Source organism: Enterobacter cloacae complex sp. P14RS (assembly GCF_014895895.1).
In the GTDB taxonomy this organism is placed as follows: Bacteria; Pseudomonadota; Gammaproteobacteria; order Enterobacterales; family Enterobacteriaceae; genus Enterobacter; species Enterobacter bugandensis.
Window position 1 is genome coordinate 81,241 of record NZ_JADBQM010000028.1, and the last position, 24,241, is coordinate 105,481.

Genomic DNA, 24,241 nt, shown 5'->3' on the forward strand with positions numbered 1-24,241 from the left:
CTCATTTCAGGGAGTCACGCTGACACATGGCTGTAGCGAAAAAAGTCACCATCAACGATGTCGCGCTGGCGGCGGGGGTTTCCGTCAGCACCGTTTCTCTCGTGCTCAGTGGTAAAGGGCGCATCTCGCCCGCAACCGGTCAGAGGGTGAACGAGGCGGTTGAACAGCTGGGCTTTGTGCGTAACCGTCAGGCGTCGGCGCTGCGCGGCGGGCAAAGCGGGGTGATTGGCCTGATTGTCCGTGACCTGACGTCACCTTTTTATGCGGAGCTGACCGCCGGGTTAACCGAAGCGCTGGAAGCGCAGGGGCGGATGGTCTTTCTGCTGCACGGCGGGCGCGAGGCCGGGCAGCTTCTCTCCCGTCTCGATATGCTGCTGACCCAGGGGGTTGACGGAGTGATCGTCGCCGGAGCGTCGGGCGTGGGTAGCGAACTGTGCGAGCGTGCCGCCGAAAAAGGCGTGCCGCTGGTGTTCGCCTCGCGCGCCAGCTATCTGGACGAGGCCGATACGCTGCGCCCGGATAACATGCAGGCCGCGCAAATGTTGACCGAACATCTTATTCGCCGCGGGCATCAGCGCATTGCCTGGCTGGGAGGGAAAAGCTCCTCCCTGACGCGCGCCGAGCGGGTCGGCGGCTACTGCGCGACGCTGATTAAATACGGCCTGCCGTTCCACAGCGAATGGGTCGTGGAGTGTGAATCCAGCCAGAAGAAAGCGGCGGAAGCGATAGGCGCGCTGCTGCGAAGCAATCCGACGATCAGCGCCGTGATTTGCTACAACGATGTGATTGCCATGGGTGCCTGGTTTGGCCTGATCCGCGCCGGGCGTCAGAGCGGCGAGGGCGGGGTGGAAACCTTCTTCGGCCATCAGGTGGCGTTAGGGGCGTTCGCCGACGTTGGTGAAAACGCGCTGGATGACCTGCCGATAGTCTGGGCTACCACCCCTGCGCGGGAGATGGGCTACACGCTGGCAGACAGAATTATGCAGCGCATCGACAACACGGATGTCCAGTCCGGGCACCAGATTGTGGCGGCGCGGCTGGTGACGGTGAAATAACTCAGCTCTGCTGCGTTAGCGGGTTGAGCGTCAGATGTGTCTCCAGGGCTTCTACAAATTTTCGTACTTTTGCCGGGATCAGCCGGGAGGTCGGGTAAACCGCCCAAATGGCCTGCGATTCCGGCTGAGCATCTTCCAGGACGATCCGCACGAGTTTACCCTCAGCAATGGCAGGCTCTACGTACCAGCGAGATAAATTTGCGATGCCGAGTCCCCCCAGACAAGCCTCGAAAATCGCCTCAATAGAGTTAGCCGAGAATCGGCCTGACACCTTTTGTTTGTAGCGCTGTTCACCCTTCTCAAACGACCAGTGTGTCGTATCTGAGGTGGTCAGGCAGCTATGTCCAGCCAGATCGTTAAGCAATTTCGGTGAACCGTACGCGGCGAGATACTCCGCGCTGGCGCAAAGCTCGCGGGGGTTATCACAGATGCGGTGTGCAACTAACCGGTTATCGCGCAGCGGTGCAATGCGTAACGCCACGTCTATGCCTTTCCCGACAATATCAATTTGCTCATCGGTTGCCAGCAGGTCGACCTGCAGGGCAGGATGTTGCTGCATAAACAGCGGCAACATCGGTGCAACGATCTTGCGTCCAAACGCCGCTGAGGCGGTAATGCGAAGGCGTCCGGACAGGTGCGTACCATCGGGAAACAGATCGGCCAGCGCGTTATTTTTATCTTCCAGCAACGCCTGCGCATGCGGCAAAAAAACGTCACCATCGCTGGTCGGTGAGAGGGATCGCGTGGTGCGATGCACCAGCCTGACCCCCAGCTCAGCCTCAAGATTGTTAAGAGAGCGTGACGCCGCCATGGCGCTCATTGAGAGCCGACGCGCGGCGCCCGCCAGGCTACCCGCCTTAATCGCTTCGACAAACACTTCAACGTCTTCCAGTTTCATTGTATCGCTTTTCGTTATGCTGCCTTATCAAAGTACATATCTACAGTATTTATCGTTACGCTGCCATAGTCTCTTCACAACCTGAAAAATATCAATCTGGAGTGAAGATGAAAAAGTTGAAAACGGTTCTGGCATTCAGCAGCCTGTTACTGGTAAGTGCCGCCTGGGCTGACGCACCTGCGCAGGTGAAGCAGCAGGTCCCCGGATATTATCGTCTGGCGGTAGGGGAATATGAGGTCACGGCGCTGTTCGACGGCTATAACGACCTTTCGCCGTCATTACTCCACGGTCTTTCAGACGACAAGGTTCGTAAACTGCTGGCTCAGCATAAAATCGATGCCGACCGCATGCCGACCGCTTTTAACGCTTTCCTGGTTAATACCGGTAAACATCTGGTCATGATTGACAGCGGAGCGGGGCACTGCGTGCCGGAAACGGCCGGCCAGCTGGTTAACAATATGAAAGCATCAGGCTATCGTCCCGAGCAGGTTGATACCATTTTCCTGACGCATCTTCATCTTGATCATGTTTGTGGCCTGAGCGATGCGAACGGTAAAGCGTTGTTCCCCAATGCCACCGTCTACGTACCGCAGGGGGAGGCCGACTACTGGCTTGATCCTGCAAAAGAAGCGAGCGCGCCGGCTAATGCGAAAGCGTATTTCGCTATTGCCCGAAAAGCACTGTCTGAGTATAAAGCCTCCGGACATCTTAAAACCTTCGTTCCGCCAGCTTCGCCGATCCCGGAAGTCCAGACGGCCTATGCCGTTGGCCATACGCCCGGCAGTACCGTTTATCGCTTTGCGTCGCAGGGGACGGCTATTAACTTCATTGGGGATCTGATTCATGCGCCAGCCGTCCAGTTCCCGCATCCTGAAGTGTCTATTCGCTTTGATGTCGATTCGAAAAAAGCCATCTCGTCCCGGGCGCAGGAGTTTAACGCCCTGGCGAAAGATGGCGAGTGGATGGCCGCTGCGCATCTGCCTTTCCCCGGTATTGGGCATATCACCGCCTGGCAGCAGGGCTATAGCTGGAACCCTGTAAATTACGGTCCTTATCAACGTGCGGCCAACGTGCCTCTGCTGAAATAAAGTGAGGTTACGAATATGAAAAGTTACACCGTAACGGCAAACGGCATTCGCCAGTTTGTGGTTGAAGAGGGTGAAGGCGCGCCGGTTATTCTTCTGCACGGTTTTCCTGAAACAAACTATGCCTGGCGCTACCAGATACCTGTATTGTCCCGGCACTACCGCATCATCGCGCCGGATTTGCGAGGATATGGCGAAACGGATAAACCGGCTTCTGGCTATGATAAACGGAACATGGCCCGGGACATCCGGGAGCTGATGCGTGCGCTGGGGTTACAGAAGGTGGTGCTGGTGGGGCACGATCGCGGGGCGCGCGTCGCGACGCGGTTCGCAAAAGATTACCCTGAGCTGGTGGATCGTCTGGTGGTCATGGATAACGTGCCAACGCGTATCGTGGCGCGCGATTTGAATGCGTCCATCGCCCGCGCATACTGGTTCTTCCTGTTCCATCTTGTGCCCGATCTGCCGGAAGCGCTGATTGCAGGACGTGAAAATATCTGGCTGCGCCACTTTTTCTCGGACTGGACCTACGATCCGTCAACCATCAGCGGCGAGGCGTTTGACACCTATGTTCGCGCGTATCAGGCGCCCGGAGCCGTGCGAGGCGCGATGGCTGACTATCGCGCCAACGCGGAAGACGTGGCGCAGGATCTTGCCGACGCTGACGTAAAAATCGCCTGTCCGGTAATGTCGCTGTGGGGCAATGATTTTCACGCGGTCGGAAAGCTCTTCGATATGCAAAGCGTCTGGGCTGAAATGGCGGATAACCTGCGGGCGCAGGGTATCGACGAGTGCGGCCATCTTCCTCAGGAGGAACAGCCTGAGAAAGTTAACGCCTTGCTGCTGGATTTCCTGGAGGGATGGAAAGGATAAGGGCAATAAAAAACCCCTCTTGCGAGGGGTTTTCTGCTTACTGCTGCGGTGCCGCCGGTACGGCTGGCGCTGCGGGTTCAGCCGGTTCCGGCATTCCCAGCGTCGGCATACCAAACATGCCAACAAACTCTTCCAGCGGCATTTTGTCGCCGTTCAGCGTTACCTGACCGTTGGCATACTGCAGGCTGGTGGAAATGGTGTTGTCTTCCACTTTGGTGATGCGGAACATTTGACCCATCGCCGCCAGACCTTTCACCTGCTGGTTCGCCAGCTTGCCGGCATCTTCATCGCCGTAGCCTTCCAGCTTCGCAATCTGGGTCATAAACTCGGTCGCCATATCCATCGGGATGGTCAGCTTGCTGTCGAGCGACTTCACGCTGCGATCCACTTCCTGCGCCAGCGTCTGCGGTTCACCCGTGGCGGCTGCAGGATCTTTCAGGAACAGCGACAGGTTAAAGCTGGTTTCGCCTTTGCTGTTTTTCCAGCTCAGCGGCGCAACGGTGACCACCGGCTGGCCTTTCAGCAGGATTGGCAGGTTATTGAACAGCACCGCCATCGCCTGCTGCTGGTACACTTCCGGGTTCTGTTGCAGCGCGGCGTCGGTCAGCAGCGCCTGGCTCTCTTTGCTGTATTTCTGGCTAAATTCGTGCCATGCCTGGCCGTCGATATTGCCGATCTTCAGCGACAGCTTGCCGGTGCCCAGATCCTGATTCTGCACTTTCAGGCTCTTCAGCGTGTAATCCAGCTGGGTATTGATGCTCTTACCGTCTTTGGATACGTCGGATTGACCGTTAACGTCCATGCCTTCCAGCACGGCCATCTCTTTTCCTTCAATTGCGATAGCAATTTTATCCACGGAGAGCTTCTGATCGCCGATACGCTCTTTAAAGTCGGTCATACGGCTGTTGCCGTCGGCTTTCAGGTTGTTGAAGGTGAGCTGAACTTTTTGGTTATATTCGTTCACGGCGTTGACCAGGCCGCTTTCCGCTTCACCCGTCATGGAGAAGACGTTGCCGTCCCGATCCGCATCAAGTTTGAAATGGCCGCCGCTGAAGGCGACTTTTTCGTTCTCTTTCTCGTAGTTCAGCGGTTTCAGCGCGATATCAGAACTGGTATCACCGGAGTAGCTAATACGGGTGTTAATGTCGAAAGGTGATTCATTCTTCGCCAGGTCAAACAGCGGTTTGGTGACGTCGTTATTCACCAGTACGGTATGAACGGACGCCATGGACGGGATCAGGTTAAACGACTTTAACTGCGCCAGCGGCAGCGGACCGTGGCTTACCACTTCATCCAGCACCACGCTCTGCCCCGGCTTCAGCCAGCCGTTTGCCGCACCGGCCACCGGCTTCACCACCAGCTGCATGCGGCTGGTGAACACGCCGCGCTGATAGTTCTGGTAGCTCAGCTCCAGACCCGCCTCCGGCGCGCTGCGCTTAATTTCTCCGTTAGCCTGCGCCACCATCTCAGCCAGACGGCCTTCCAGCTGTTTCCCGGTAAACCAGGAGGCACCCGTCCAGACCACGCCTAACGCTACAATCACTCCAACCGCTACGACCGATTTTTTCATTGCGACTATCCCTAAAATGAAACCAGGCGGTAAAAACCGCCCGGAGATATTAAGCCTTCAACTAGCTTAGCAAGAGTTGTTAAAAAATTCAGTAAGTGCTTAAAGCTTATTAAAAACGCGCGCCAGGCGACCGGTGCCGCTCACGCTGACCGGGGACTCATTGGCTGCAACGAATGCTGACTCGCCAGGCTGGAGAACCAGACGCTGCTCGCCTTTGCGCAGCGTTGCTTCGCCCTCGACGCAGAACAGGATCGCCGCGCTTTCCTGTGCGATTGTCGTTTCCGTCTGATTGAGGTCGTGCAGGGAGAACGCAAAATCCTCAACCGGAATCGGGAAGTCCAGCTCTGCGCCGTTTTTCACCGGCTGAGTCAGCAGCTCCGCGGCAGGCTTCGCTACAAACTTCACGTTGGCAACCAGCTCAGGGATGTCGATATATTTCGGCGTCAGGCCCGCGCGCAACACGTTGTCAGAGTTGGCCATTACCTCCAGCGCTACGCCCTGCAGGTAGGCGTGCGGGGTTTCCGCGAACAGGAACATCGCTTCGCCCGGGTTCAGCTTCACCACGTTCAGCAGCAGAGGGGAGAACAGGCCGCTGTCGTCAGGGTAAAACTCGGAAATCAGGCGGATGGTCTCCCACGGTTCCCCTTGCTGGCTGTTCAGGGCCGCTTTCAGCACCGCCAGCGCGTGAGATTTCTCTTCACCCTGCATATTCAGCAGGCTGGCAAATAGCTGGCTGAGCGCGTCCGCGTTTGGGTTTTCGAGGAAGTGGGCAATAGCCTTGTTGGCACCCGCGACCGGCTGCAGCAGGGAGATAATCTCTGAAAACTCGCGGAAGGCGTTCATCGCCAGGAACGGCGTCAGTGCGAACACCAGCTCCGGCTTGTGGTTAGGATCTTTGTAGTTACGCTCGGCGGCGTCCAGCGGGATGCCCGCCGCGTTCTCTTTGGCAAAGCCGATTTCAGACGCTTTCTTGTTCGGGTGAACCTGGATGGAGAGCGGCTGGTCGGCGCACAGCACCTTAAACAGGAACGGCAGTTCGCCAAAGCGCTGAGCCACCTTGTCGCCCAGCAGTGCGGCTTTATCGGCATCAATTACGTCACGCAGGCTGCGTACCTGGCCGCTGGCGTCTTCAATTTTTGAGCTGCTCTTCGGGTGCGCCCCCATCCACAGTTCCGCCATCGGCAGGTTGTTCGGGTTCGCGATACCGTAGAGATCCGTTAACGCAGTTTTACTTCCCCAGGCGTAGTTTTGCACTGAGTTAATGAGTTTTTGCATTATCAAGCCCTGATTCAAATGTGGAATTAACTCCGGGTATTAAAGCAATAAACCACGTGGAAGTAACCTGTGGATGTAAAAAGTCGTACTAGTCTCAGTTTTTGTTAAAAAATTGTGTAGGATAAGCTGACTCGCTTTTAAGCCGGGCAGCGGAACATCTGCCCTGAATAAACAGACCGAAGCAGTAAGTGAGAGAACAATGTCGAATAAACCCTTCCATTATCAGGATCCTTTCCCCCTCAGTAAGGATCAGACCGAGTATTACCTGTTAACCCGCGATCACGTCTCCGTCTCTGAGTTTGAAGGACAAGAGATCCTCAAGGTGGATCCGCAGGCGCTGACGCTGCTGGCGCAGCACGCTTTCCACGATGCCTCCTTTATGCTCCGCCCCGCGCATCAGCAGCAGGTTGCCGATATTCTGAGCGACCCGGAAGCCAGCGAAAACGACAAGTACGTTGCCCTGCAGTTCCTGCGTAACTCCGATATCGCGGCGAAAGGCATTCTGCCAACGTGCCAGGATACCGGCACGGCGATCATCGTCGGTAAAAAAGGCCAGCGCGTCTGGACCGGCGGCGGTGACGAAGCGGCACTGGCTCACGGCGTCTACAACACCTACACCGAAGACAACCTGCGCTACTCGCAAAACGCGGCGCTGGACATGTACAAAGAGGTCAACACCGGCACCAACCTGCCCGCGCAGATTGACCTTTACAGCGTCGACGGTGACGAGTACAAATTCCTCTGCATCGCCAAAGGCGGCGGTTCAGCCAACAAAACCTATCTCTACCAGGAAACCAAAGCGCTGCTCACTCCGGGCAAGCTGAAAAATTACCTGGTTGAGAAGATGCGTACCCTCGGCACCGCGGCGTGCCCGCCGTACCATATCGCCTTCGTGATTGGCGGAACCTCGGCTGAAAGCACGCTGAAAACCGTCAAGCTGGCCTCGACCAAATACTACGACGGCCTGCCTACTGAAGGTAACGAGCACGGTCAGGCGTTCCGCGACGTGCAGCTTGAGCAGGAGTTGCTGGAAGAAGCGCGTAACCTGGGACTCGGGGCGCAGTTTGGCGGCAAATACTTTGCCCACGACGTGCGCGTGATCCGTCTTCCGCGCCACGGTGCCTCCTGTCCGGTCGGGATGGGCGTCTCCTGCTCTGCGGATCGCAACATCAAGGCCAAGATCAACCGCGAAGGCGTGTGGATCGAAAAGCTGGAAAATAACCCGGGCAAATACATCCCGGAAGCGCTGCGTAAAGCGGGTGAGGGTGAAGCGGTTCGCGTTGACCTGAACCGTCCGATGAAAGAGATTCTGGCGCAGCTTTCTCAGTATCCGGTCTCGACCCGTCTCTCCCTGAACGGCACGATCATCGTGGGCCGCGACATTGCGCACGCGAAGCTGAAGGAGCGTCTGGACAAGGGCGAAGGGCTGCCGCAGTACATTAAAGATCACCCGATCTACTACGCGGGCCCGGCGAAAACGCCTGAAGGCTATGCCTCCGGCTCGTTAGGCCCAACCACGGCAGGGCGTATGGACTCGTACGTTGATCAGCTGCAGGCCAACGGCGGCAGCATGATCATGCTCGCGAAAGGCAACCGCAGCCAGCAGGTGACGGACGCGTGCCACAAGCACGGCGGCTTCTACCTCGGCAGCATCGGCGGCCCGGCGGCGGTACTGGCGCAGGGCAGCATCAAGAGCCTCGAGTGCGTGGAATACCCGGAGCTGGGTATGGAAGCGATCTGGAAAATCGAAGTGGAAGACTTCCCGGCGTTTATCCTGGTGGATGACAAAGGCAACGACTTCTTCAAGCAGATCCAGTCGTCCCAGTGTTCGGCATGCGTGAAGTAAATTGAAAAAAACGGGTGGCGCAGCCGCCACCCGACATCAAAAAGAGCGCACAAAGCGCCATACCGTTTCTCAGAAGTAATCAATACTTATCCCTTAAGCATGTGAGCAATCCCTCTTTTGTTATCAAGGAGAAAGTAATGACCACGGTACGCCATGAGAAAGACTCGATGGGCGCCATCGACGTCCCGGCCGACAAGCTATGGGGCGCGCAAACCCAGCGTTCGCTGGAGCACTTCCGTATTTCGACCGAAAAAATGCCCGTCTCGCTGATTCAGGCGCTGGCGCTGACCAAACGCGCCGCCGCGAAAGTGAACCAGGATTTGGGCCTGCTGGACACCGATAAAGCCACCGCCATTATCAACGCCGCAGACGAAGTGCTGGCGGGCAAGCATCCTGACGAATTTCCCCTTGCTATCTGGCAGACCGGTTCCGGTACCCAGAGCAACATGAACATGAACGAAGTGCTGGCGAACCGGGCGAGCGAGCTGCTGGGCGGCGTGCGCGGCATGGAACGTAAGGTCCACCCGAACGATGACGTCAACAAAAGCCAGAGCTCTAACGACGTCTTCCCGACGGCGATGCACGTGGCGGCGGTAATCGCCATTCGCGAGCAGCTTATTCCGCAGCTCAACGTGCTCAAATCCACGCTTAACGAGAAAGCGCAGGCCTTCCGCGACATCGTCAAGATTGGCCGTACGCACCTGCAGGACGCCACGCCCTTGACGCTCGGCCAGGAGATTTCCGGCTGGGTGGCGATGCTGGAACACAACCTGAAGCATATCGAGAACAGCCTGCCGCACCTGGCGGAGCTGGCGCTCGGTGGGACGGCGGTCGGTACCGGGTTAAACACCCATCCAGAATACGCGGTGCGCGTGGCGGAGGAGCTTGCTGCCATCACCGGACAGCCGTTCGTCACGGCGCCCAATAAGTTCGAAGCGCTGGCGACCTGCGATGCGCTGGTCCACACCCACGGCGCGCTGAAGGGACTGGCGGCCTCGCTGATGAAAATTGCTAACGACGTGCGCTGGCTGGCCTCGGGCCCGCGCTGCGGCATCGGTGAAATCAGCATCCCGGAAAACGAGCCGGGCAGTTCCATCATGCCGGGTAAAGTGAACCCGACCCAGTGCGAAGCCATGACCATGCTCTGCTGCCAGGTGATGGGCAACGACGTGGCCGTCAACATGGGCGGTGCGTCCGGCAACTTCGAGCTGAACGTCTATCGCCCGATGGTGATCCACAACGTGCTGCAATCTGTTCGTCTGCTGGCGGACGGGATGGAGAGCTTTAACGAGCATTGCGCGGTAGGGATTGAGCCCAATCGCGAACGCATCAGCCAGCTGCTCAATGAATCTCTGATGCTGGTCACCGCGCTCAATACCCATATTGGCTACGACAAGGCCGCCGAGATCGCCAAAAAAGCGCATAAAGAGGGGCTGACGCTGAAAGCCTCCGCCCTGGCGCTGGGCTATCTCACAGAGGCGGAGTTTGACGCCTGGGTTCGCCCGGAAGCGATGGTCGGTAGCCTGAAATAATCATCCCGCCACGTACAGGTGCAGCCGAGGAATAATCAGCTGTAGCGGCTGCGCCTGAGGTCTGTAACGGTGCTGAACATTGTCAGCATCGTAATTCAGCAGTTCCCCGATATCGGGTACCACCGCGCCCTGATCGGCATCGTAAAGCGCAATCAGCGGCGTCGGGCAGGCATACTGTACCTGCTTTTGCTGACCGGAATACCAGACGCGAGCGATAGGCTGCACCTTCACCGGGCGCTTTATCTTCAGGCGCGCATCCGCTGGCAGCGAGGCGATGCTGTGGTACTCCTGCTCCAGGCGCTCAATCCACTGCTCCCGCGACCACGGGGCGACCGTGCGCGGCGATTTCAGGCTTTTTTCCAGTTGGGCCAGAATCTCATCCCGGGTGAAGTTTTTAATGATGTGCTTATTCGCCCAGCCGAAGCGCAGCGTAGCGGGGTGACGCAGTACCGTCAGCGTCCGATAGGCATTCAGGGTAATCAGCCCCGGAAGCTGGCGGTGCACCCACTCAAACCGCGCGGCAGGCGCGAGGCCGGACTCTTCGGTGATGATCTTTTCAAAGGCCGCTTTCAGGGTGTTGATATGCGCAATCTGGCTTTCCAGCGCTTCGCGCGATGTCGCATCGGTTTGCAGGCAGATGACCCCCGGCAGGCGCACGGCGGCCTTGCTGCTGCGGTTTTCTGACTGCTGCTGGATAAACAGGCGACGATAGTGTTTTAGCGCCAGCTCAAGGGCCGCGCTGCCGATGTGCTGTTCGACCTCGATGGTGTCCAGCGGATCGTGCTCGGCTCCCTTAGCCACTTCCGGCAGGGTAAAGACGCGCGCGGCCAGCAGGCGACAGGCCTGCAAACGCTCGGTCAGGGTCAGGAGTTCGTGTTCTATTTCCCGAAACGTGCCGTTAAGCCGTTCGATGAGATCGTAGTTCGCCATAAACACTCTCATTAGTTACAACATACTTATCATATAGCACAGCACGCCGGGTCAGGCCAGCGTGCGGTTGAGGTCAGGCAGGGACGGGAAGGGCGATGTTATGGTACACCGGCCAGCTAAAACAGAAGCGTGCGCCGCCGAGCTCGCTCTCCTCGCAATGCACCGTGCCGCCCATCGCCTGCGCGATAGAGTAGACAATCGCCAGCCCCAGGCCGCATCCGCCGGTGGCGCGATCGCGGCTGGGATCGAGGCGGACAAACGGTTCAAACACGGTTTCTCGCGCTTCCGGGGCAATTCCCGGTCCGTCATCCTCCACCGTCAGGCTGGCCCGGTTGCCCTGCAAATCCAGGCCAATCTGGAGCGTACTTTCGCTGTAGCGCATGGCGTTGTTCATCAGGTTGTCCAGCACGCGCTCCATCAGGCGCATATCGAGCGCGCCGTAGTCACCCGGCGTGACGCGCGTCAACAGCGTGCGCTGCGGGTTTACGCTCTGAACGTCATCAATGTGGGTTTGCAGCCAGGCGGGCAGATCCGGCGTGGTGAGGTTCAGCTCGTTTTGCGGGCGGTCGAGACGCGCGTAGGTCAGCAGCTCCTCAATCAGCGCTTCAAGCTGGCCAATGTCGCGGTTAAGCGCCTGATTCTCTGCCTCGGTCAGATTCTCGCTCATCTCCAGACGGTAGCGCAGGCGAACCAGCGGCGTGCGCAGCTCGTGCGCAATTCCGTCGATAAGCTGCTTCTTACTGGCGATCAGGGCGTTGATGTTATCGGCCATCTGGTTAAAGGCCACGCCCAGACGCTCAAAGCTGGAACCGCTGTCGAAGTGAATGCGTTCAGTAAAATGCCCCTCGCCAAAACGCTGCGCGGCGGATTCCAGCTTCAGCATGTCCTGCCAGTGGGGCCGCATCCAGATAAAGACCGGAAATGCGAGCGAAATGGCGATAAAGGCCATCAGCGCCATGTCCAGCAGGCGCATCTGATGGAGATAATAGAGATAGGGCACCGGCCCGACGGCCAGCACATAATGGCTGCGCGGAATGCGCTGGATAAAGGTGTATTTCTCATCCAGCGCGACGATGTCCCCGTCGCGCAGACGCTGCATGGCGGGCGGGTCCAGATCGAAATCTTTCAACGGCTCAATGCGTAAATCGAATGACAGATTGAGATCCAGCTCTTTCAGGGTTTTCGCCCAGTCGTGTGGCGGGATCTCTCTTAGCTCGCTGCGCATCAAATAGAGCGAGCTTTTCATCAGATCGTCCAGCGACTGCCGGCCCGCACGTTCGGCGGTGAATTTATAAACCAGGCCGACCAGCATGGTCATCACCAGGAAGCAGACAAACAGTAAAAGATAAAACTGCACAAACAGCTTTTTCATTAAATATCACCGGGACATCAAGTAATTAACTACTTTGTTTTGACCTTCAGGAGCACTTTAGGGGCATTAGCATATCCGCCAAAGCGCTGATTCAAAAATGGTACCTGATCGCTATCGAGAACATTTATCCTCGCAGAGTATACATGGAAGACCATCTCTGCATTCTTATCACCCATCTGATTCGCTATAAAAGCAGGATTAGCACCTGCCGACAACATCCAGCACGCGTATGTATGACGCAGCTGATAGGGGCGTCTGCGGCGAATGCCCGATCGTTTTATCGTTCGGTAGGCCTGTCTTCTCTTTCAGTTTTGAAGCAATTTCTCGGCTGAACAAGCTTGATCATATTATTAATACCGAAACGAAAGAGGTTAGTCATTGCGCCAGCAAAATGGCCCGGTGGGAAGCTGGTGGTAGGAAACAATTTCTTCATGTGGCTCGTGAGTGGATGATGAGCGAAGTTCAGATTTATTTGCCAGGCTTCAAATAAGTATTCACAGAGAGCCACTTTCACAACGGCTCCCGGATAAAATTACTTCCTGTAAAGGTCGCCTTGACCGGACCTTGCTCTTTCCCAGATTTCATCATCTGAGAGTGTAGTTTCTATGAGTTCAATCGGTGCGCCATTGTCATTAATCATGGCAACAAAGAAACCATCAATGGGCTCATAGGGACCAAGAATTACTTCTTCATCTTCGATAGCTCTTAGCAGGTTGTCCACTTTGAAGGCGACATGAGGCACAGTTTTTATCAGATTGTGGAGTGGAGAACTATCTTTAAATCTATGCCACTGCACACGAAACTGACCTGGGTTATCAACTGTATACATCCCCGCTTTTTCGCTGTATGCACCTTCAAAAACGCCATCCTGTAACGGGATGCCGAAGTGATGAAAAGTATACTTTACGTTTGATTTCATTCTTATCTCGCTAACTAATTAATGACAATGTAATTGAGCATAGGATGTAACTACTGAGGGCAATGTACTAAATATAAACAACTAAAGAATACCATACATGATATTCTTCCAACACGAGCGCATTTGTAAGTGGATTTAAAAGGGATATCCCTACAGCGGATAAATCACCTGCTATTACCTTGAGTGGATAAATAGACGTTCATGACTTACATCGACAGATACATTAAACCTGTAAGGGAATCGATTTAACTGCTGGTAATTTTGAAATGTTCAATCTGATGCGAGCGTTTGTTTCTGAAGGTGTTGAATTTTTTACAAACTTATGCAATTCGCCGCTGATGCCGAAATTCTTAGCAAGTTGTACTTAAGCTGCGAAATCTAGATTTATATCTTCCCCGAATCCGGAGAAAAACTCTTTGGTACCGGATGGATAAGACGCAATGCGATGCAATGTGGCTTCACTGGCATACTGTCAGTTGACCGGAAGGAGACTTTCGCACTATTACTCTTATCCGAACATCCCCATGCCTGAATAGTACCTGATGCCTCCATCAGGTACTATTCAGGCTGTCCGTTATCAGCCTTGCCAGCGAGACTGTCGGATAATGCTGCAGAAATTCATAGGTTTGAAGAGTGTATCCTTGTCTGCAAGTACATCCGCTTTTACGTTACCAAATGTCGTGTGCGGCTTGTGTTTGATGCCGTCATAAAAGGCCTGAATAATGTCCTCCTTAAAATGCGGTGTCCGTGGGAAACGCTGGGTAACTGCGCTGATTTCTTCCTGTGAGAATACTTCAAAATCAATTCCCAGCACGTCCATTTCTACTCCTGCCGTAAGTAGCGCTATTTCCGGCGCCATGAATTCCGGAATACCCGGCGTGGTGTGGAGGGCAATTGCTGTCCACACCTTATCAATATCCTGAGTTCCGATGCCATAACTTTCCAGAAACTTCCGTGCTTCGTTTGCACCATCTACTTCAAAACGTTTATCGCAGCTACAGTATTCGCGAGTCAGGCCAATGTCATGGAACATACATCCAATGTACAAAAGCTCAGCATCGGCTTTAACCTCTCTTTTCTGACCGGCCAGAGCCGCCCATTGGTAAACGCGGCTTGAATGGTTAAAAAGCAGATCGGATTCCGTGTCACGAATGAACTCGGTGGCTTCACGGGCCATTTTGCTGTCCGGGATACTGATATCTTCGGTTGTGCGAATCATGAAAAACTCCTCTTCTCTGTTGTAGGTATACAGCATAAGGTTTACCTTGAATGTCCCAAAATGTATTTTAAAGACTTTATAGGACATAGAGATGATTCAGGACTCCGGAGACTTAAAATGAGTCATAACGTTTTTATTCTGGCGGTGCCAGGCGTTCAGATGCTTGATGTCTGTGGTCCCATAGATGTGTTTGCTGAGGCTAACCGGGTTCTTAAGCGCAGCTTTTACTCGCTGCGCGTTGTTTCGGTTACCGATCCTGTGATTCGGTCTTCGTCAGGCGTAAAGATAACGGCAGATGCAACCCTGTCAGACTGCGGTGGGCTTACGGCAGATACATTCCTTGTTGCCGGCGCGCCGGATATTGCTTATTACCAGCCGGACCCCCGTGTGCTGGATGGAATTAACGCACTCTGCGAGTCAAGCAAGCGGTTTGGTTCAGTTTGTACGGGGGCATTACTCCTGGCGCTCACCGGAAAGCTAAATGGAAAAAGAGTGACCACGCATTGGGCATGTGCGAAAACCCTTTCCGCCAGGCATCCCCAAATAATCGTAGAGGCAGATGCGTTGTATGTTGACGATGGGCGAGTGAGAACGGCGGCGGGCGTTACTTCAGGCCTGGATTTGGCACTGCGACTTGTTGAAGAAGATCTCGGTAGGGAGGTTGCGGCAGAAGTCGCCGATCAAATGGTCATGTTTTTCCGGCGTCCAGTTAACCAGTCTCACTTTATGAGGAGCAATACGCTTTCGCTTGATGGCCGTACAGCTCTTCAGGAGCTCCAGAGATGGGCAATCGCGAATATTAAAGACGTGACAACGGTTGCTATGATGGCAGAGCATATTAACTTCAGCCAGAGGCACCTTACGCGGATATTTCGGCAGGAAATTGGCCTTACCCCGGCGCAGTGGCTCGAACGCGAGCGCGTATCTAGAGCAAAAGTACTGATTGAAAAGGAAAAAATGCCAGCGAAGAAACTTGCCGTTGAATGTGGCTTTTCTGGGCCGGATGTTATGAGGCGAGTATTTTATCGCCTGACAGGAATAACACCTAATGATTACCAGAAAATGACGAGCCTTGAATAGCTTTGCGAATGGGAGAGAAGCTATAGCCTTTCCACTAAATTGCAGATTTTCTGCACACTAAACTGCACAAACAGCTTTTTCATTGGATCTCGCCGAAAAAACGCTATGTGCAGAATATACATGAAAACCTTTCGGTTTTTTCACGACTGTCGAGCGTGTTATATGGATTTCGCGCTGTTTTTTACCTTGGCGATGAGTTTTTCGGTCACGGCCAGGCCTTCCGCAATGTGCGTATCAATCACATCCACCCCGTATTCGCTGATGAGATCCAGCAGTATTTCGTAAGACTGGATGAGTTCCAGGAGGTCAAAGAGCGCTTTTTGATCGGTGCGTGAGGGTGAGGTGTGGTTAAGGGTTGCCTGATTAACAATCCACTCAAGATTGGTTTTTATCGCTTCTACCTGACCGTAGCTATACATAATTCATGGGCTTAAATCCTCATTTCAAGATTTCTGGGAGCGATGTCGTGAAAGCTTCACGGCGAAAATGAGTAAAACGATCGCAAGAGCGGGATGAGCTGAAGAAAGGAGAGTCGAGAAGCTAATTATGGAATAGTTTGCGTGCTTAGCAAGTTAAATGTTGCGCAAACGTAAAAATAAATGCGCGAAAGGAGGGCGTTTTCGCGCAATGCCTTCAATTCGCGCAGATTATCCTATCCGACGATCAAGTTTCCCAGGCGTGTGGGGCAAACAGATAACCCTTGTTACGCACGGTTTTAATGCGGTAGGGCTCGGTGGCGTTATCCTGCAGTTTTTTGCGTAATCGCGAAATCGCCACGTCAACGCTGCGATCCATACCGTCATAGCTCACGCCACGGAGGTTTTTCAGCAGCGCGTCGCGGTCCATGATTTGCCCGGCATGCGTGGCCAGCTCCCACAGCAGGTCAAAGTCTGCGGTAGAAAGGGCGATAAGCTCGCCGGAAAGCAGGACCTGGCGGTTAACCGGGTCAATAGACAGCGTACCGAAGCGCAACGCTTTGTGCGGCGTCAGGGACGGCGCGGGCGCTTCGCGTTCGATGCTGGCGTGCTGGCGCAAATGCAGACGCAGGCGGGCCAGCAGGACGGCAGGCGGTGTGGTTTTCAGAATGTAATCATTGGCGCCCATCTCCAGCGACAGAATATGGTTCATATCGCTGTCCAGTGAGGTAAGCAGAACGATAGGACCATCCCAGCGGGCGCGCAGGTCCCGGCAGAGCGTCATGCCGTCTTTGCCTGGCAGCATGATGTCCAGCAGCACTAAATCCGGGTTTTCACGGACGACCACCTCTTCGGCACGATCGCCGCGAGGCTCGACAATGACGTCCATATCATGTTTACCCAGATAGGCGGCGATCAATTGCCCGACTTCGGGTTCGTCTTCAACATATACAATCTTATTCATACAGCGTCTGTTTTCGTGAAAAAAGCCAAAATACACCGCGGAACCTTAACCTTCCATTAATCTTTCAAAATTAACGCCGCTTCCGTTATTCTGACGTTTCTTGTTATTTGATTGTTATAGGAAAAAATATGGGGCTGGTGATCAAAGTCGCGCTGGGGGCGCTGGTGGTGTTACTGATTGGCATTCTGGCAAAAACCAAAAACTACTATATTGCCGGGCTTATCCCGCTGTTCCCGACCTTTGCGCTGATTGCCCACTATATTGTGGCCTCTGAGCGGGGTACGGAAGCGCTACGCACGACCATCGTGTTTGGCATGTGGTCAATCATTCCGTACTTTCTCTACCTGCTTTCCCTGTGGTATTTCACCGGTTTTCTGCGGCTTCCCCTGGCGCTGGGCGGGGCAGTGGTCTGCTGGGGGCTCAGCGCCTGGGTGTTAATCTTCTTCTGGAGCCGCTTTCACTAGCGCAGCGGGCGGCCGCCGTCCACGGCAAAGGTTCTGCCGGTGACATAGCAGCTGGTGAGCAGATAATCTACAAGGTCGATCACCTCTTTCTCGCCTGGGGCAATTTTCATCAGCGACTTATTCAGCGCCTGCTGGCGGTATTCCGCATCATCGTGTTCGTTAAACAAAATCATCGCCGGGGCGATGGCGTTCACCTTTACCTCGGGCGCGAGCTTGCGGGCAAAGGAGCGGGTCATGTTATCCAGCGCGGCTTTGCTGGCCGCGTAGGCGATATGCTTGTCGCTGCCGCGCTCCACCACATAATCGGTAAAGTGAATAATGTCGCCCGCCGCATGCCCGTGGCCGCGCAGCAGATCCTGCAGCGCGTGGTTAAGCAGATAAGGGGCGTTAACGTGGATCTGCAGCATGGCGGAGAGCGTATCGCTGAGGGACGTGCCGGGCTTCTCGGCACACCATGCGCTGGCGTTATGGATCACGGCACGCAACCCCGTCGCGGTGGATTTAACCTGTTCGGCAAAGGCCAGAATGCCTTCGTCGGTGGAAAAATCAGCCTGAATGCAGATCGCTCCGGCTTTGCGCAGCCCCTCAATCGACGGGTATTCCGTACGGTAGCTGACAATGACCGGATGCCGAAGGTTGAGAAAGTGATGGGCGAGGGCGAGGCCGATACGGCGGCCTCCACCGGTGATCAGTATTGGGCGAAGCGGTGCATTTCCCATCGTATTCTCCTTTACAGTTCAACAATGGGAAAGACAGTGCTATCCCATTAACATCCAGGTTGCCGGTACGGCAGCAACCAGTAACAGCCCGATTAAGGCCATTTCACGGCGTTTCAGCGCGTTCTCCAGCTGATGCGTGCGGCGGGCATAGATAAACACCAGCAGACCCGGCGCATACAGCACAACCGACAGCAGCAGATGCATCGGCCCGGAAGCATACAACAACCACAGGCCGTAAATACAGGCCCCTACGCCCACAACATAGTGCGCCGGACGCGTGGCGATTTTTAACAAATACGCACCCACTAAGAAATAGGGTACCAGAATCATCTCCGAGGCGATGGTCAGCAGGGTGTTATAGTCTGAACCTGTGAGCCAGATCAGCACCAGACAGACCTGAACGCTGATGTTGGTCAGCCAGAGTGAGGCTGATGGCGCATTATTTTGGTTTTGACGAGCAAACAGTCGTGGAAACGCCTTGTGCGTCGCGGCCAGGAACGGCACTTCAGCCGCCATGATGGTCCAGCTCAGGTAAGCGCCGCAGACGGAGACGATCAGCCCTGCGGCAATCACCACGTCGCCCCACGGGCCGAGCATTTTCACCATCAGTCCTGCCATGGACGGGTTACGCATTTCGGCCAGTTCAGGACGCGCTACCACGCCCAGCGAAAGCAGGGTCACCAGCAGATACACGCCCAGCGCCGCCAGGACGGCCAGCAGCGTGGCGCGGCCCACATCGCGCTTATTGCGCGCGCGGGCAGAAACCACGACGGCACCCTCAACGCCGATAAATACCCACAGGGTAATCAGCATCGTGTTTTTCACCTGCTCCCAGACCGGAACGCCCAGCGCAATGCCGCTGAAATCAAGCGAAAACACGTCAAGACGAAACGCGATAAAGGCCAGCACGATAAACAGGCCAAGCGGCACCAGCTTCGCCAGCGTCGCCACCAGGTTGATGCTGGCGGCGGTCTGGACACCGCGCAAAATCAGCCAGTGAACAATCCACAGCAGCACCGAGGCGCCGACGATAGACTGCCAGGTATTGCCGTCGCCAAACAGGCGCAGCTCAGGGGTATCGGTAAAGAAACTGAGCGCCGAGAAGACAATTACCAGATAAGAGACGTTGGCGATGACCGCGCACAGCCAGTAGCCCCAGGCGGAACAGAAGCCGATTAGCTCGCCGAAACCTTCACGTGCATAGGTGAAAATGCCGCCGTCCAGATCCGGGCGAATGCGTGTCAGCAGCAGCATGGCAAACGCCAGCAGCAATATCCCGACACCGGTAATGCCCCAGCCAATGAGCAGGGCGGCAGGGCTTGCGACGGCCGCCATGTTCTGCGGTAAACTGAATACGCCCGCGCCCAGCATTGAGCTCAATACAAGTGCAGTTAAAGCACTCAGGCCAAGTTTCTTTTCCATTGGCTTCCTGTTATGAAAAGTCCCAATCCAGAATAATTATTTCGCTAAGGCGCATAAAAATGGTGGATCACACTAAGGCGCGGGATTTTACGGAGTGTAACGAAAGCATGCAATGATGTGTGGCAGATTTTCAAAAAAAGTAACAAAAAAGGCGGCATTGCGCCGCCTTTCGTCAACGGTTTTGTTACTTGTACAGATCGGCGCTGATGGTCACGTTGTTACCACGTTCCTGCCACTGGCGGGTGATGTGGTAATACTTCGCCCCTTTCTTCGCCGCACGCTTCGCGACGTGATAAGAGACTTCCGTCATATTGCCGTAGTTGCCGGTAAACTTGATGCTGTCGAACGGCACCATCTGCGCGGCAGTGGCTTTGTTCAGCTCTTCAATTTTGGTGCCGTCCGGCAGCGTCACGGAGTAACGGCCACCTTTCGTGGACTGCGTTTCAAAGAAACGGCCCACTTCAGCGCTTGGCGCCGCAGAGGTCGCTACGCCCGGAATTTCAACTTTCTTCGCTTCTTCGCCGCCTTTGGCTATCGCCGCGCGACCCGCTTCAGAATCCGCAGGGATGGCATCCGGGCTCTGCAGAACGCGTTTTTTCGCATCTTCTTTGTAGATGAATGCGGTAATGCGCTGGTTGCCGCCCTGGTTAGCATCCACCTGACGCACGATATAGAAAGAGTAGGCACCTTTTTCTTTCGCGGCTTTGGTGATGGCATCGTTCACTTCTGGCTGGCTGCGATAGAAGCCCTGAACGGTAACGGTGTCGTAAGGTTCCAGCTCAATGGCCTGGTCTTTCGGCAGCTCAACGATACCGTTGATCACGCGATTTTTCGGCGCGTCAGCCTTTGGTGCATTATCTTTATACAGCGCAATGGTCACGCGCTGGTTACCGCTGTTGCCGTAATCGGACTGGTCAACTACGTAAAACGAGGCCGCCCCGTTTTTATCCGCGGCTTTTGATGCGGCGGCGACGGCATCGCCAATAGAATTATAACGACCCACAATGACCGTATGGTCAAAAGGTTTTAACGCTGCCGCTTGCTCTGGCGTTAACTCTGTTGCGGCATTCGCAGACAGGGCGGTCGCACAGAGAAGTGCGGACGCCAGGAGTGTGTTCTTAAGCTTCATAAAAATAATCCTTCGCCTTGCGCAAACCATGTACTGGTATTGTTGTTTATTTGAGACGGCCCCGATTATGGCATTTAAAACCCGTCGCTGTCTGCGCCATTTTTCACTGCCTGTGCTCACTCAATTACCGAATTCGATAACATTTAGTGATATGTTGAAAAAACAGGCGTTTGACAAGCAAAACTGATAAAGCATATGACTTTTACAAGTTAATTTAATGTTAATAACTTGTTCTCTTATGGCGCTATATCATGTTTTTACCGCTTCGCTTGCGCGATTTATCGGTTCTGGCGATGAATTTAAGGTAAATATCACTGTCAGTGACGCCGATCGCTTATTTTTCACAGATAAAGTAAGAAATAGTGTTTTCTGGCGGTAGATCACAAGCGCTATTTTCAGTAGGTTATAGACAGTTTGTTACTGTTTTATTTTGCGGGGTTACTCATTTCTCGTCGCTATCATGCTGGCGAAAATTGATACAAACCGCGGGCATTTATCGACAAACCATCATCAAAAACCGATGGAAGGGAAAACTATGCGTATTGGGGTACCAAAAGAACGGTTAGCCAATGAAACCCGCGTAGCGGCAACACCGAAAACGGTGGAGCAACTGCTTAAGCTGGGTTTTACCGTCGCGGTTGAAAGCGGCGCAGGCAAGCTGGCGAGTTTCGATGACGAAGCCTTTATTCAGGCTGGCGCGGAAGTGGTGGACGGTGCTGAAGTCTGGCAGTCGCCCGTGATTCTGAAGGTCAACGCGCCGGAAGAGAGTGAGATTGCGCTGCTGAATCCAGGCACCACGCTGGTGAGCTTCGTCTGGCCTGCACAAAATCCTGAACTGATGGAGAAGCTGGCGGCCCGTGGCGTGACCGTGATGGCGATGGACTCCGTGCCGCGTATTTCGCGCGCGCAGTCGCTGGATGCGCTGAGCTCCATGGCAAACATTGCCGGCTACCGCGCCATTGTTGAAGCAGCCCACGAATTTGGACGCTTCTTTACCGGCCAGATCACCGCGGCGGGGAAAGTCCCACCGGCGAAAGTGATGGTGATTGGCGCGGGCGTGGCGGGTCTTGCCGCAATCGGTGCGGCAAACAGCCTGGGCGCTATCGTGCGCGCGTTCGACACCCGTCCCGAAGTGAAGGAACAGGTCCAGAGCATGGGGGCCGAATTCCTTGAGCTGGACTTTAAGGAAGAAGCGGGCAGCGGTGATGGTTACGCGAAGGTGATGTCCGAAGCCTTTATCAAAGCCGAAATGGAACTCTTCGCCGCGCAGGCGAAAGACGTCGACATTATTGTTACCACCGCGCTTATTCCGGGTAAACCGGCGCCGAAGCTGATCACCCGCGAGATGGTCGACTCCATGAAGCCGGGCAGCGTGATTGTCGACCTGGCTGCGCAAAACGGCGGTAACTGCGAGTATACCGTTGCCAATCAGGTGACCACGACCGCTAACGGCGTGAAGGTGATCGGCTATACCGACCTGCCTGGCCGCCTGCCAACCCAGTCGTCTCAGCTGTACGGCACGAACCTCGTTAACCTGCTGAAGCTGCTCTGCAAAGAGAAAGACGGCAACATCACCGTCGATTTTGACGATGTGGTGGTGCGCGGCGTTACCGTCGTTCGCGAAGGTGAAATTACCTGGCCTGCGCCGCCTATTCAGGTTTCAGCCCAGCCCCAGGCTGCGCCGAAAGCGGCACCCGAGCCAAAAGAACCGGCTAAACCGGCTTCTCCGTGGCGCAAATACGCCATCATGGCGCTGGTCATTATTCTGTTCGGCTGGCTGGCTGACGTCGCGCCGAAAGAGTTCCTCGGCCACTTTACCGTCTTCGCACTCTCGTGCGTTGTGGGTTACTACGTGGTGTGGAACGTCTCCCATGCGCTGCATACGCCGCTGATGTCGGTGACCAACGCTATCTCCGGGATCATCGTGGTAGGGGCGTTGCTGCAGATTGGACACGGCGGCTGGATCAGCTTCCTGAGCTTTATCGCGGTGCTGATCGCCAGTATCAATATTTTCGGTGGTTTCACCGTGACTCAGCGCATGCTGAAAATGTTTCGTAAAGGCTAAGGGGTAGCATATGTCTGGAGGATTAGTGACAGCCGCATACATTGTTGCTGCAATCCTGTTTATTTTCAGTCTGGCGGGGCTTTCCAAACACGAAACGTCTCAGCAGGGAAATAACTTTGGTATCGCCGGGATGGCGATTGCGCTGATTGCCACCATCTTCGGGCCGGATACCGGCAACGTGGCGTGGATCCTGGTGGCGATGATCATCGGCGGCGCGATTGGTATTCGCCTGGCGAAGCGCGTTGAAATGACCGAGATGCCGGAGCTGGTGGCGATTCTGCACAGCTTCGTGGGCCTGGCGGCGGTGCTGGTGGGCTTCAACAGCTACCTGTATCACGAACCGGGCATGGAGCCGATTCTGGTCAACATTCATCTGACCGAAGTGTTCCTCGGTATCTTCATCGGTGCAGTAACCTTCACCGGTTCTATCGTGGCGTTTGGCAAGCTGCGCGGTAAGATCTCTTCTAAACCGCTGATGCTGCCTAACCGTCACAAGCTGAACCTGGCGGCGCTGGTGGTGTCGTTTGTGCTTCTGGTGGTCTTCGTGCGTACCGAAAGCGTGGGCCTGCAGGTACTGGCGTTGCTGGTGATGACCATCATCGCGCTGGCGTTTGGCTGGCATCTGGTGGCGTCCATCGGCGGTGCGGATATGCCGGTGGTTGTCTCGATGCTGAACTCCTACTCCGGTTGGGCAGCGGCGGCTGCGGGCTTTATGCTGAGCAACGACCTGCTGATCGTCACCGGTGCGCTGGTCGGTTCCTCCGGTGCCATCCTGTCTTACATCATGTGTAAGGCGATGAACCGTTCGTTCATCAGCGTTATCGCCGGTGGCTTCGGTTCTGACGGTTCTTCTACCGGCTCTGACGAAGAAGTGGGTGAACACCGTGAGATCAGCGCGGAAGACACCGCGGAAATGCTGAAAAACTCGCATTCTGTGATCATCACCCCAGGCTACGGTATGGCGGTGGCGCAGGCGCAGTATCCGGTGGCGGAAATCACCGAGAAGCTGCGCGCGCGCGGTATCAAAGTTCGCTTTGGTATTCACCCGGTGGCCGGACGTCTGCCGGGCCACATGAACGTACTGCTGGCGGAAGCGAAGGTGCCATACGACATCGTGCTGGAGATGGACGAGATCAATGATGATTTCGCCGACACCGACACCGTGCTGGTTATTGGTGCTAACGACACCGTTAACCCGGCGGCACAGGACGATCCGCGTAGCCCAATCGCCGGGATGCCGGTTCTGGAAGTGTGGAAGGCGCAGAACGTCATTGTCTTCAAACGCTCGATGAACACCGGCTATGCTGGCGTGCAGAACCCGCTGTTCTTCAAAGAGAATACCCATATGCTGTTTGGCGACGCCAAAGCCAGCGTGGATGCGATTCTGAAAGCGCTGTAATTCGCTTTC

The 24,241-nt window shown here is 55.1% G+C and carries 22 protein-coding genes and 1 pseudogene; 10 read left to right on the plus strand and 13 right to left on the minus strand.

All coding sequences use genetic code 11. The features are described from left to right. Positions 1–26 precede the first annotated feature (26 nt). The gene (locus tag IM295_RS21855; protein WP_028012924.1) at positions 27–1,055 is read left to right on the plus strand and encodes a Mal regulon transcriptional regulator MalI; all 1,029 of its coding nucleotides are present in this window, start codon (positions 27–29) and stop codon (positions 1,053–1,055) included. Between the two features lies 1 nt (position 1,056). Here IM295_RS21855 and IM295_RS21860 read toward each other — a convergent pair whose 3' ends face one another. Beyond that, a complete protein-coding gene (locus IM295_RS21860) occupies positions 1,057–1,953 on the minus strand; it encodes a LysR family transcriptional regulator (protein WP_193067316.1) in 897 nt (298 codons plus the stop codon). A gap of 107 nt (positions 1,954–2,060) precedes the next feature. On the opposite strand from IM295_RS21860, the gene IM295_RS21865 reads away from it, so the two are divergent. Together IM295_RS21865 and IM295_RS21870 are read left to right on the plus strand one after the other, a co-directional pair. Continuing rightward, positions 2,061–3,041, plus strand: a complete 981-nt coding sequence (locus IM295_RS21865; RefSeq protein WP_193067317.1) for an MBL fold metallo-hydrolase — start codon at positions 2,061–2,063, stop codon at positions 3,039–3,041. Positions 3,042–3,056: 15 nt separating this feature from the next. After that, positions 3,057–3,911 (plus strand): alpha/beta fold hydrolase, encoded by an 855-nt coding sequence (locus tag IM295_RS21870; protein ID WP_193067318.1) that lies wholly within the window; start codon positions 3,057–3,059, stop codon positions 3,909–3,911. A 37-nt stretch (positions 3,912–3,948) separates the two neighbouring features. Here IM295_RS21870 and IM295_RS21875 read toward each other — a convergent pair whose 3' ends face one another. Both IM295_RS21875 and manA read right to left on the minus strand, forming a co-directional pair. Then, on the minus strand, positions 3,949–5,481 hold the full coding sequence (locus IM295_RS21875; RefSeq protein ID WP_047365362.1) for a YdgA family protein: 1,533 nt from the start codon (positions 5,479–5,481) through the stop codon (positions 3,949–3,951). 99 nt (positions 5,482–5,580) lie between these two features. Beyond that, complete coding sequence (manA, locus tag IM295_RS21880; RefSeq protein ID WP_028012929.1) at positions 5,581–6,756, minus strand: mannose-6-phosphate isomerase; 1,176 nt, start codon at positions 6,754–6,756, stop codon at positions 5,581–5,583. 199 nt (positions 6,757–6,955) lie between these two features. On the opposite strand from manA, the gene fumA reads away from it, so the two are divergent. Further along, entirely contained in the window at positions 6,956–8,602 is a 1,647-nt protein-coding gene (gene fumA, locus IM295_RS21885) for a class I fumarate hydratase FumA (RefSeq protein ID WP_193067319.1), read from the plus strand. 137 nt (positions 8,603–8,739) lie between these two features. Continuing rightward, positions 8,740–10,134, plus strand: coding sequence for a class II fumarate hydratase (fumC, locus tag IM295_RS21890; RefSeq protein ID WP_047368424.1), 1,395 nt, complete (start codon positions 8,740–8,742; stop codon positions 10,132–10,134). On the opposite strand, the gene tus is transcribed toward fumC, so the two are convergent. The 3 genes from tus to IM295_RS21905 all read right to left on the minus strand — a co-directional run bounded on the left by tus (position 10,135) and on the right by IM295_RS21905 (position 12,717). Further along, positions 10,135–11,064: a DNA replication terminus site-binding protein gene (tus, locus tag IM295_RS21895; RefSeq protein WP_193067320.1), complete on the minus strand. Its 930-nt coding sequence runs from the start codon at positions 11,062–11,064 to the stop codon at positions 10,135–10,137. A 73-nt stretch (positions 11,065–11,137) separates the two neighbouring features. Then, on the minus strand, positions 11,138–12,436 hold the full coding sequence (rstB, locus tag IM295_RS21900) for a two-component system sensor histidine kinase RstB (RefSeq protein WP_028012933.1): 1,299 nt from the start codon (positions 12,434–12,436) through the stop codon (positions 11,138–11,140). Between the two features lie 29 nt (positions 12,437–12,465). After that, positions 12,466–12,717 (minus strand): tyrosine-type recombinase/integrase, encoded by a 252-nt coding sequence (locus tag IM295_RS21905; RefSeq protein ID WP_370551818.1) that lies wholly within the window; start codon positions 12,715–12,717, stop codon positions 12,466–12,468. Between the two features lie 35 nt (positions 12,718–12,752). On the opposite strand from IM295_RS21905, the pseudogene IM295_RS23320 reads away from it, so the two are divergent. Then, positions 12,753–12,926, plus strand: a pseudogene (locus IM295_RS23320) (KilA-N domain-containing protein); the annotation flags it as partial. Positions 12,927–12,968: 42 nt separating this feature from the next. On the opposite strand, the gene IM295_RS21910 reads toward IM295_RS23320, so the two are convergent. After that, positions 12,969–13,355 (minus strand): hypothetical protein, encoded by a 387-nt coding sequence (locus tag IM295_RS21910; RefSeq protein WP_047368427.1) that lies wholly within the window; start codon positions 13,353–13,355, stop codon positions 12,969–12,971. Positions 13,356–13,932: 577 nt separating this feature from the next. Further along, entirely contained in the window at positions 13,933–14,574 is a 642-nt protein-coding gene (locus IM295_RS21915; RefSeq protein ID WP_193052096.1) for an HD domain-containing protein, read from the minus strand. 117 nt (positions 14,575–14,691) lie between these two features. Between IM295_RS21915 and IM295_RS21920 the strand changes: the two genes are divergently transcribed. Further along, positions 14,692–15,654 carry a GlxA family transcriptional regulator gene (locus tag IM295_RS21920; protein ID WP_126326097.1) on the plus strand — a complete coding sequence of 321 codons (963 nt, stop codon included), beginning with the start codon at positions 14,692–14,694 and terminating at the stop codon, positions 15,652–15,654. Between the two features lie 158 nt (positions 15,655–15,812). Here the strand turns inward: IM295_RS21920 and IM295_RS21925 are convergent, their stop codons facing one another. Continuing rightward, entirely contained in the window at positions 15,813–16,073 is a 261-nt protein-coding gene (locus IM295_RS21925; protein WP_193067321.1) for a hypothetical protein, read from the minus strand. Between the two features lie 244 nt (positions 16,074–16,317). Next, positions 16,318–17,034 (minus strand): two-component system response regulator RstA, encoded by a 717-nt coding sequence (gene rstA / locus IM295_RS21930; RefSeq protein ID WP_028012938.1) that lies wholly within the window; start codon positions 17,032–17,034, stop codon positions 16,318–16,320. 128 nt (positions 17,035–17,162) lie between these two features. On the opposite strand from rstA, the gene IM295_RS21935 reads away from it, so the two are divergent. Next, the gene (locus IM295_RS21935; RefSeq protein ID WP_193067322.1) at positions 17,163–17,498 is read left to right on the plus strand and encodes a GlpM family protein; all 336 of its coding nucleotides are present in this window, start codon (positions 17,163–17,165) and stop codon (positions 17,496–17,498) included. On the opposite strand, the gene folM is transcribed toward IM295_RS21935, so the two are convergent. From folM to ydgH, 3 genes are all read right to left on the minus strand, one after another. Continuing rightward, complete coding sequence (folM, locus tag IM295_RS21940; protein ID WP_041910292.1) at positions 17,495–18,217, minus strand: dihydromonapterin reductase; 723 nt, start codon at positions 18,215–18,217, stop codon at positions 17,495–17,497. The two genes, IM295_RS21935 and folM, sit on opposite strands and share 4 nt — an antisense overlap. A gap of 39 nt (positions 18,218–18,256) precedes the next feature. Further along, positions 18,257–19,639, minus strand: coding sequence for an amino acid permease (locus IM295_RS21945; RefSeq protein WP_028012940.1), 1,383 nt, complete (start codon positions 19,637–19,639; stop codon positions 18,257–18,259). Positions 19,640–19,823: 184 nt separating this feature from the next. Next, positions 19,824–20,768, minus strand: a complete 945-nt coding sequence (ydgH, locus tag IM295_RS21950) for a DUF1471 family protein YdgH (RefSeq protein ID WP_193067323.1) — start codon at positions 20,766–20,768, stop codon at positions 19,824–19,826. A 535-nt stretch (positions 20,769–21,303) separates the two neighbouring features. On the opposite strand from ydgH, the gene pntA reads away from it, so the two are divergent. Further along, on the plus strand, positions 21,304–22,833 hold the full coding sequence (pntA, locus tag IM295_RS21955) for a Re/Si-specific NAD(P)(+) transhydrogenase subunit alpha (RefSeq protein ID WP_028012942.1): 1,530 nt from the start codon (positions 21,304–21,306) through the stop codon (positions 22,831–22,833). 10 nt (positions 22,834–22,843) lie between these two features. Beyond that, positions 22,844–24,232: a Re/Si-specific NAD(P)(+) transhydrogenase subunit beta gene (gene pntB / locus IM295_RS21960; protein ID WP_013096868.1), complete on the plus strand. Its 1,389-nt coding sequence runs from the start codon at positions 22,844–22,846 to the stop codon at positions 24,230–24,232. Positions 24,233–24,241: the final 9 nt, after the last annotated feature.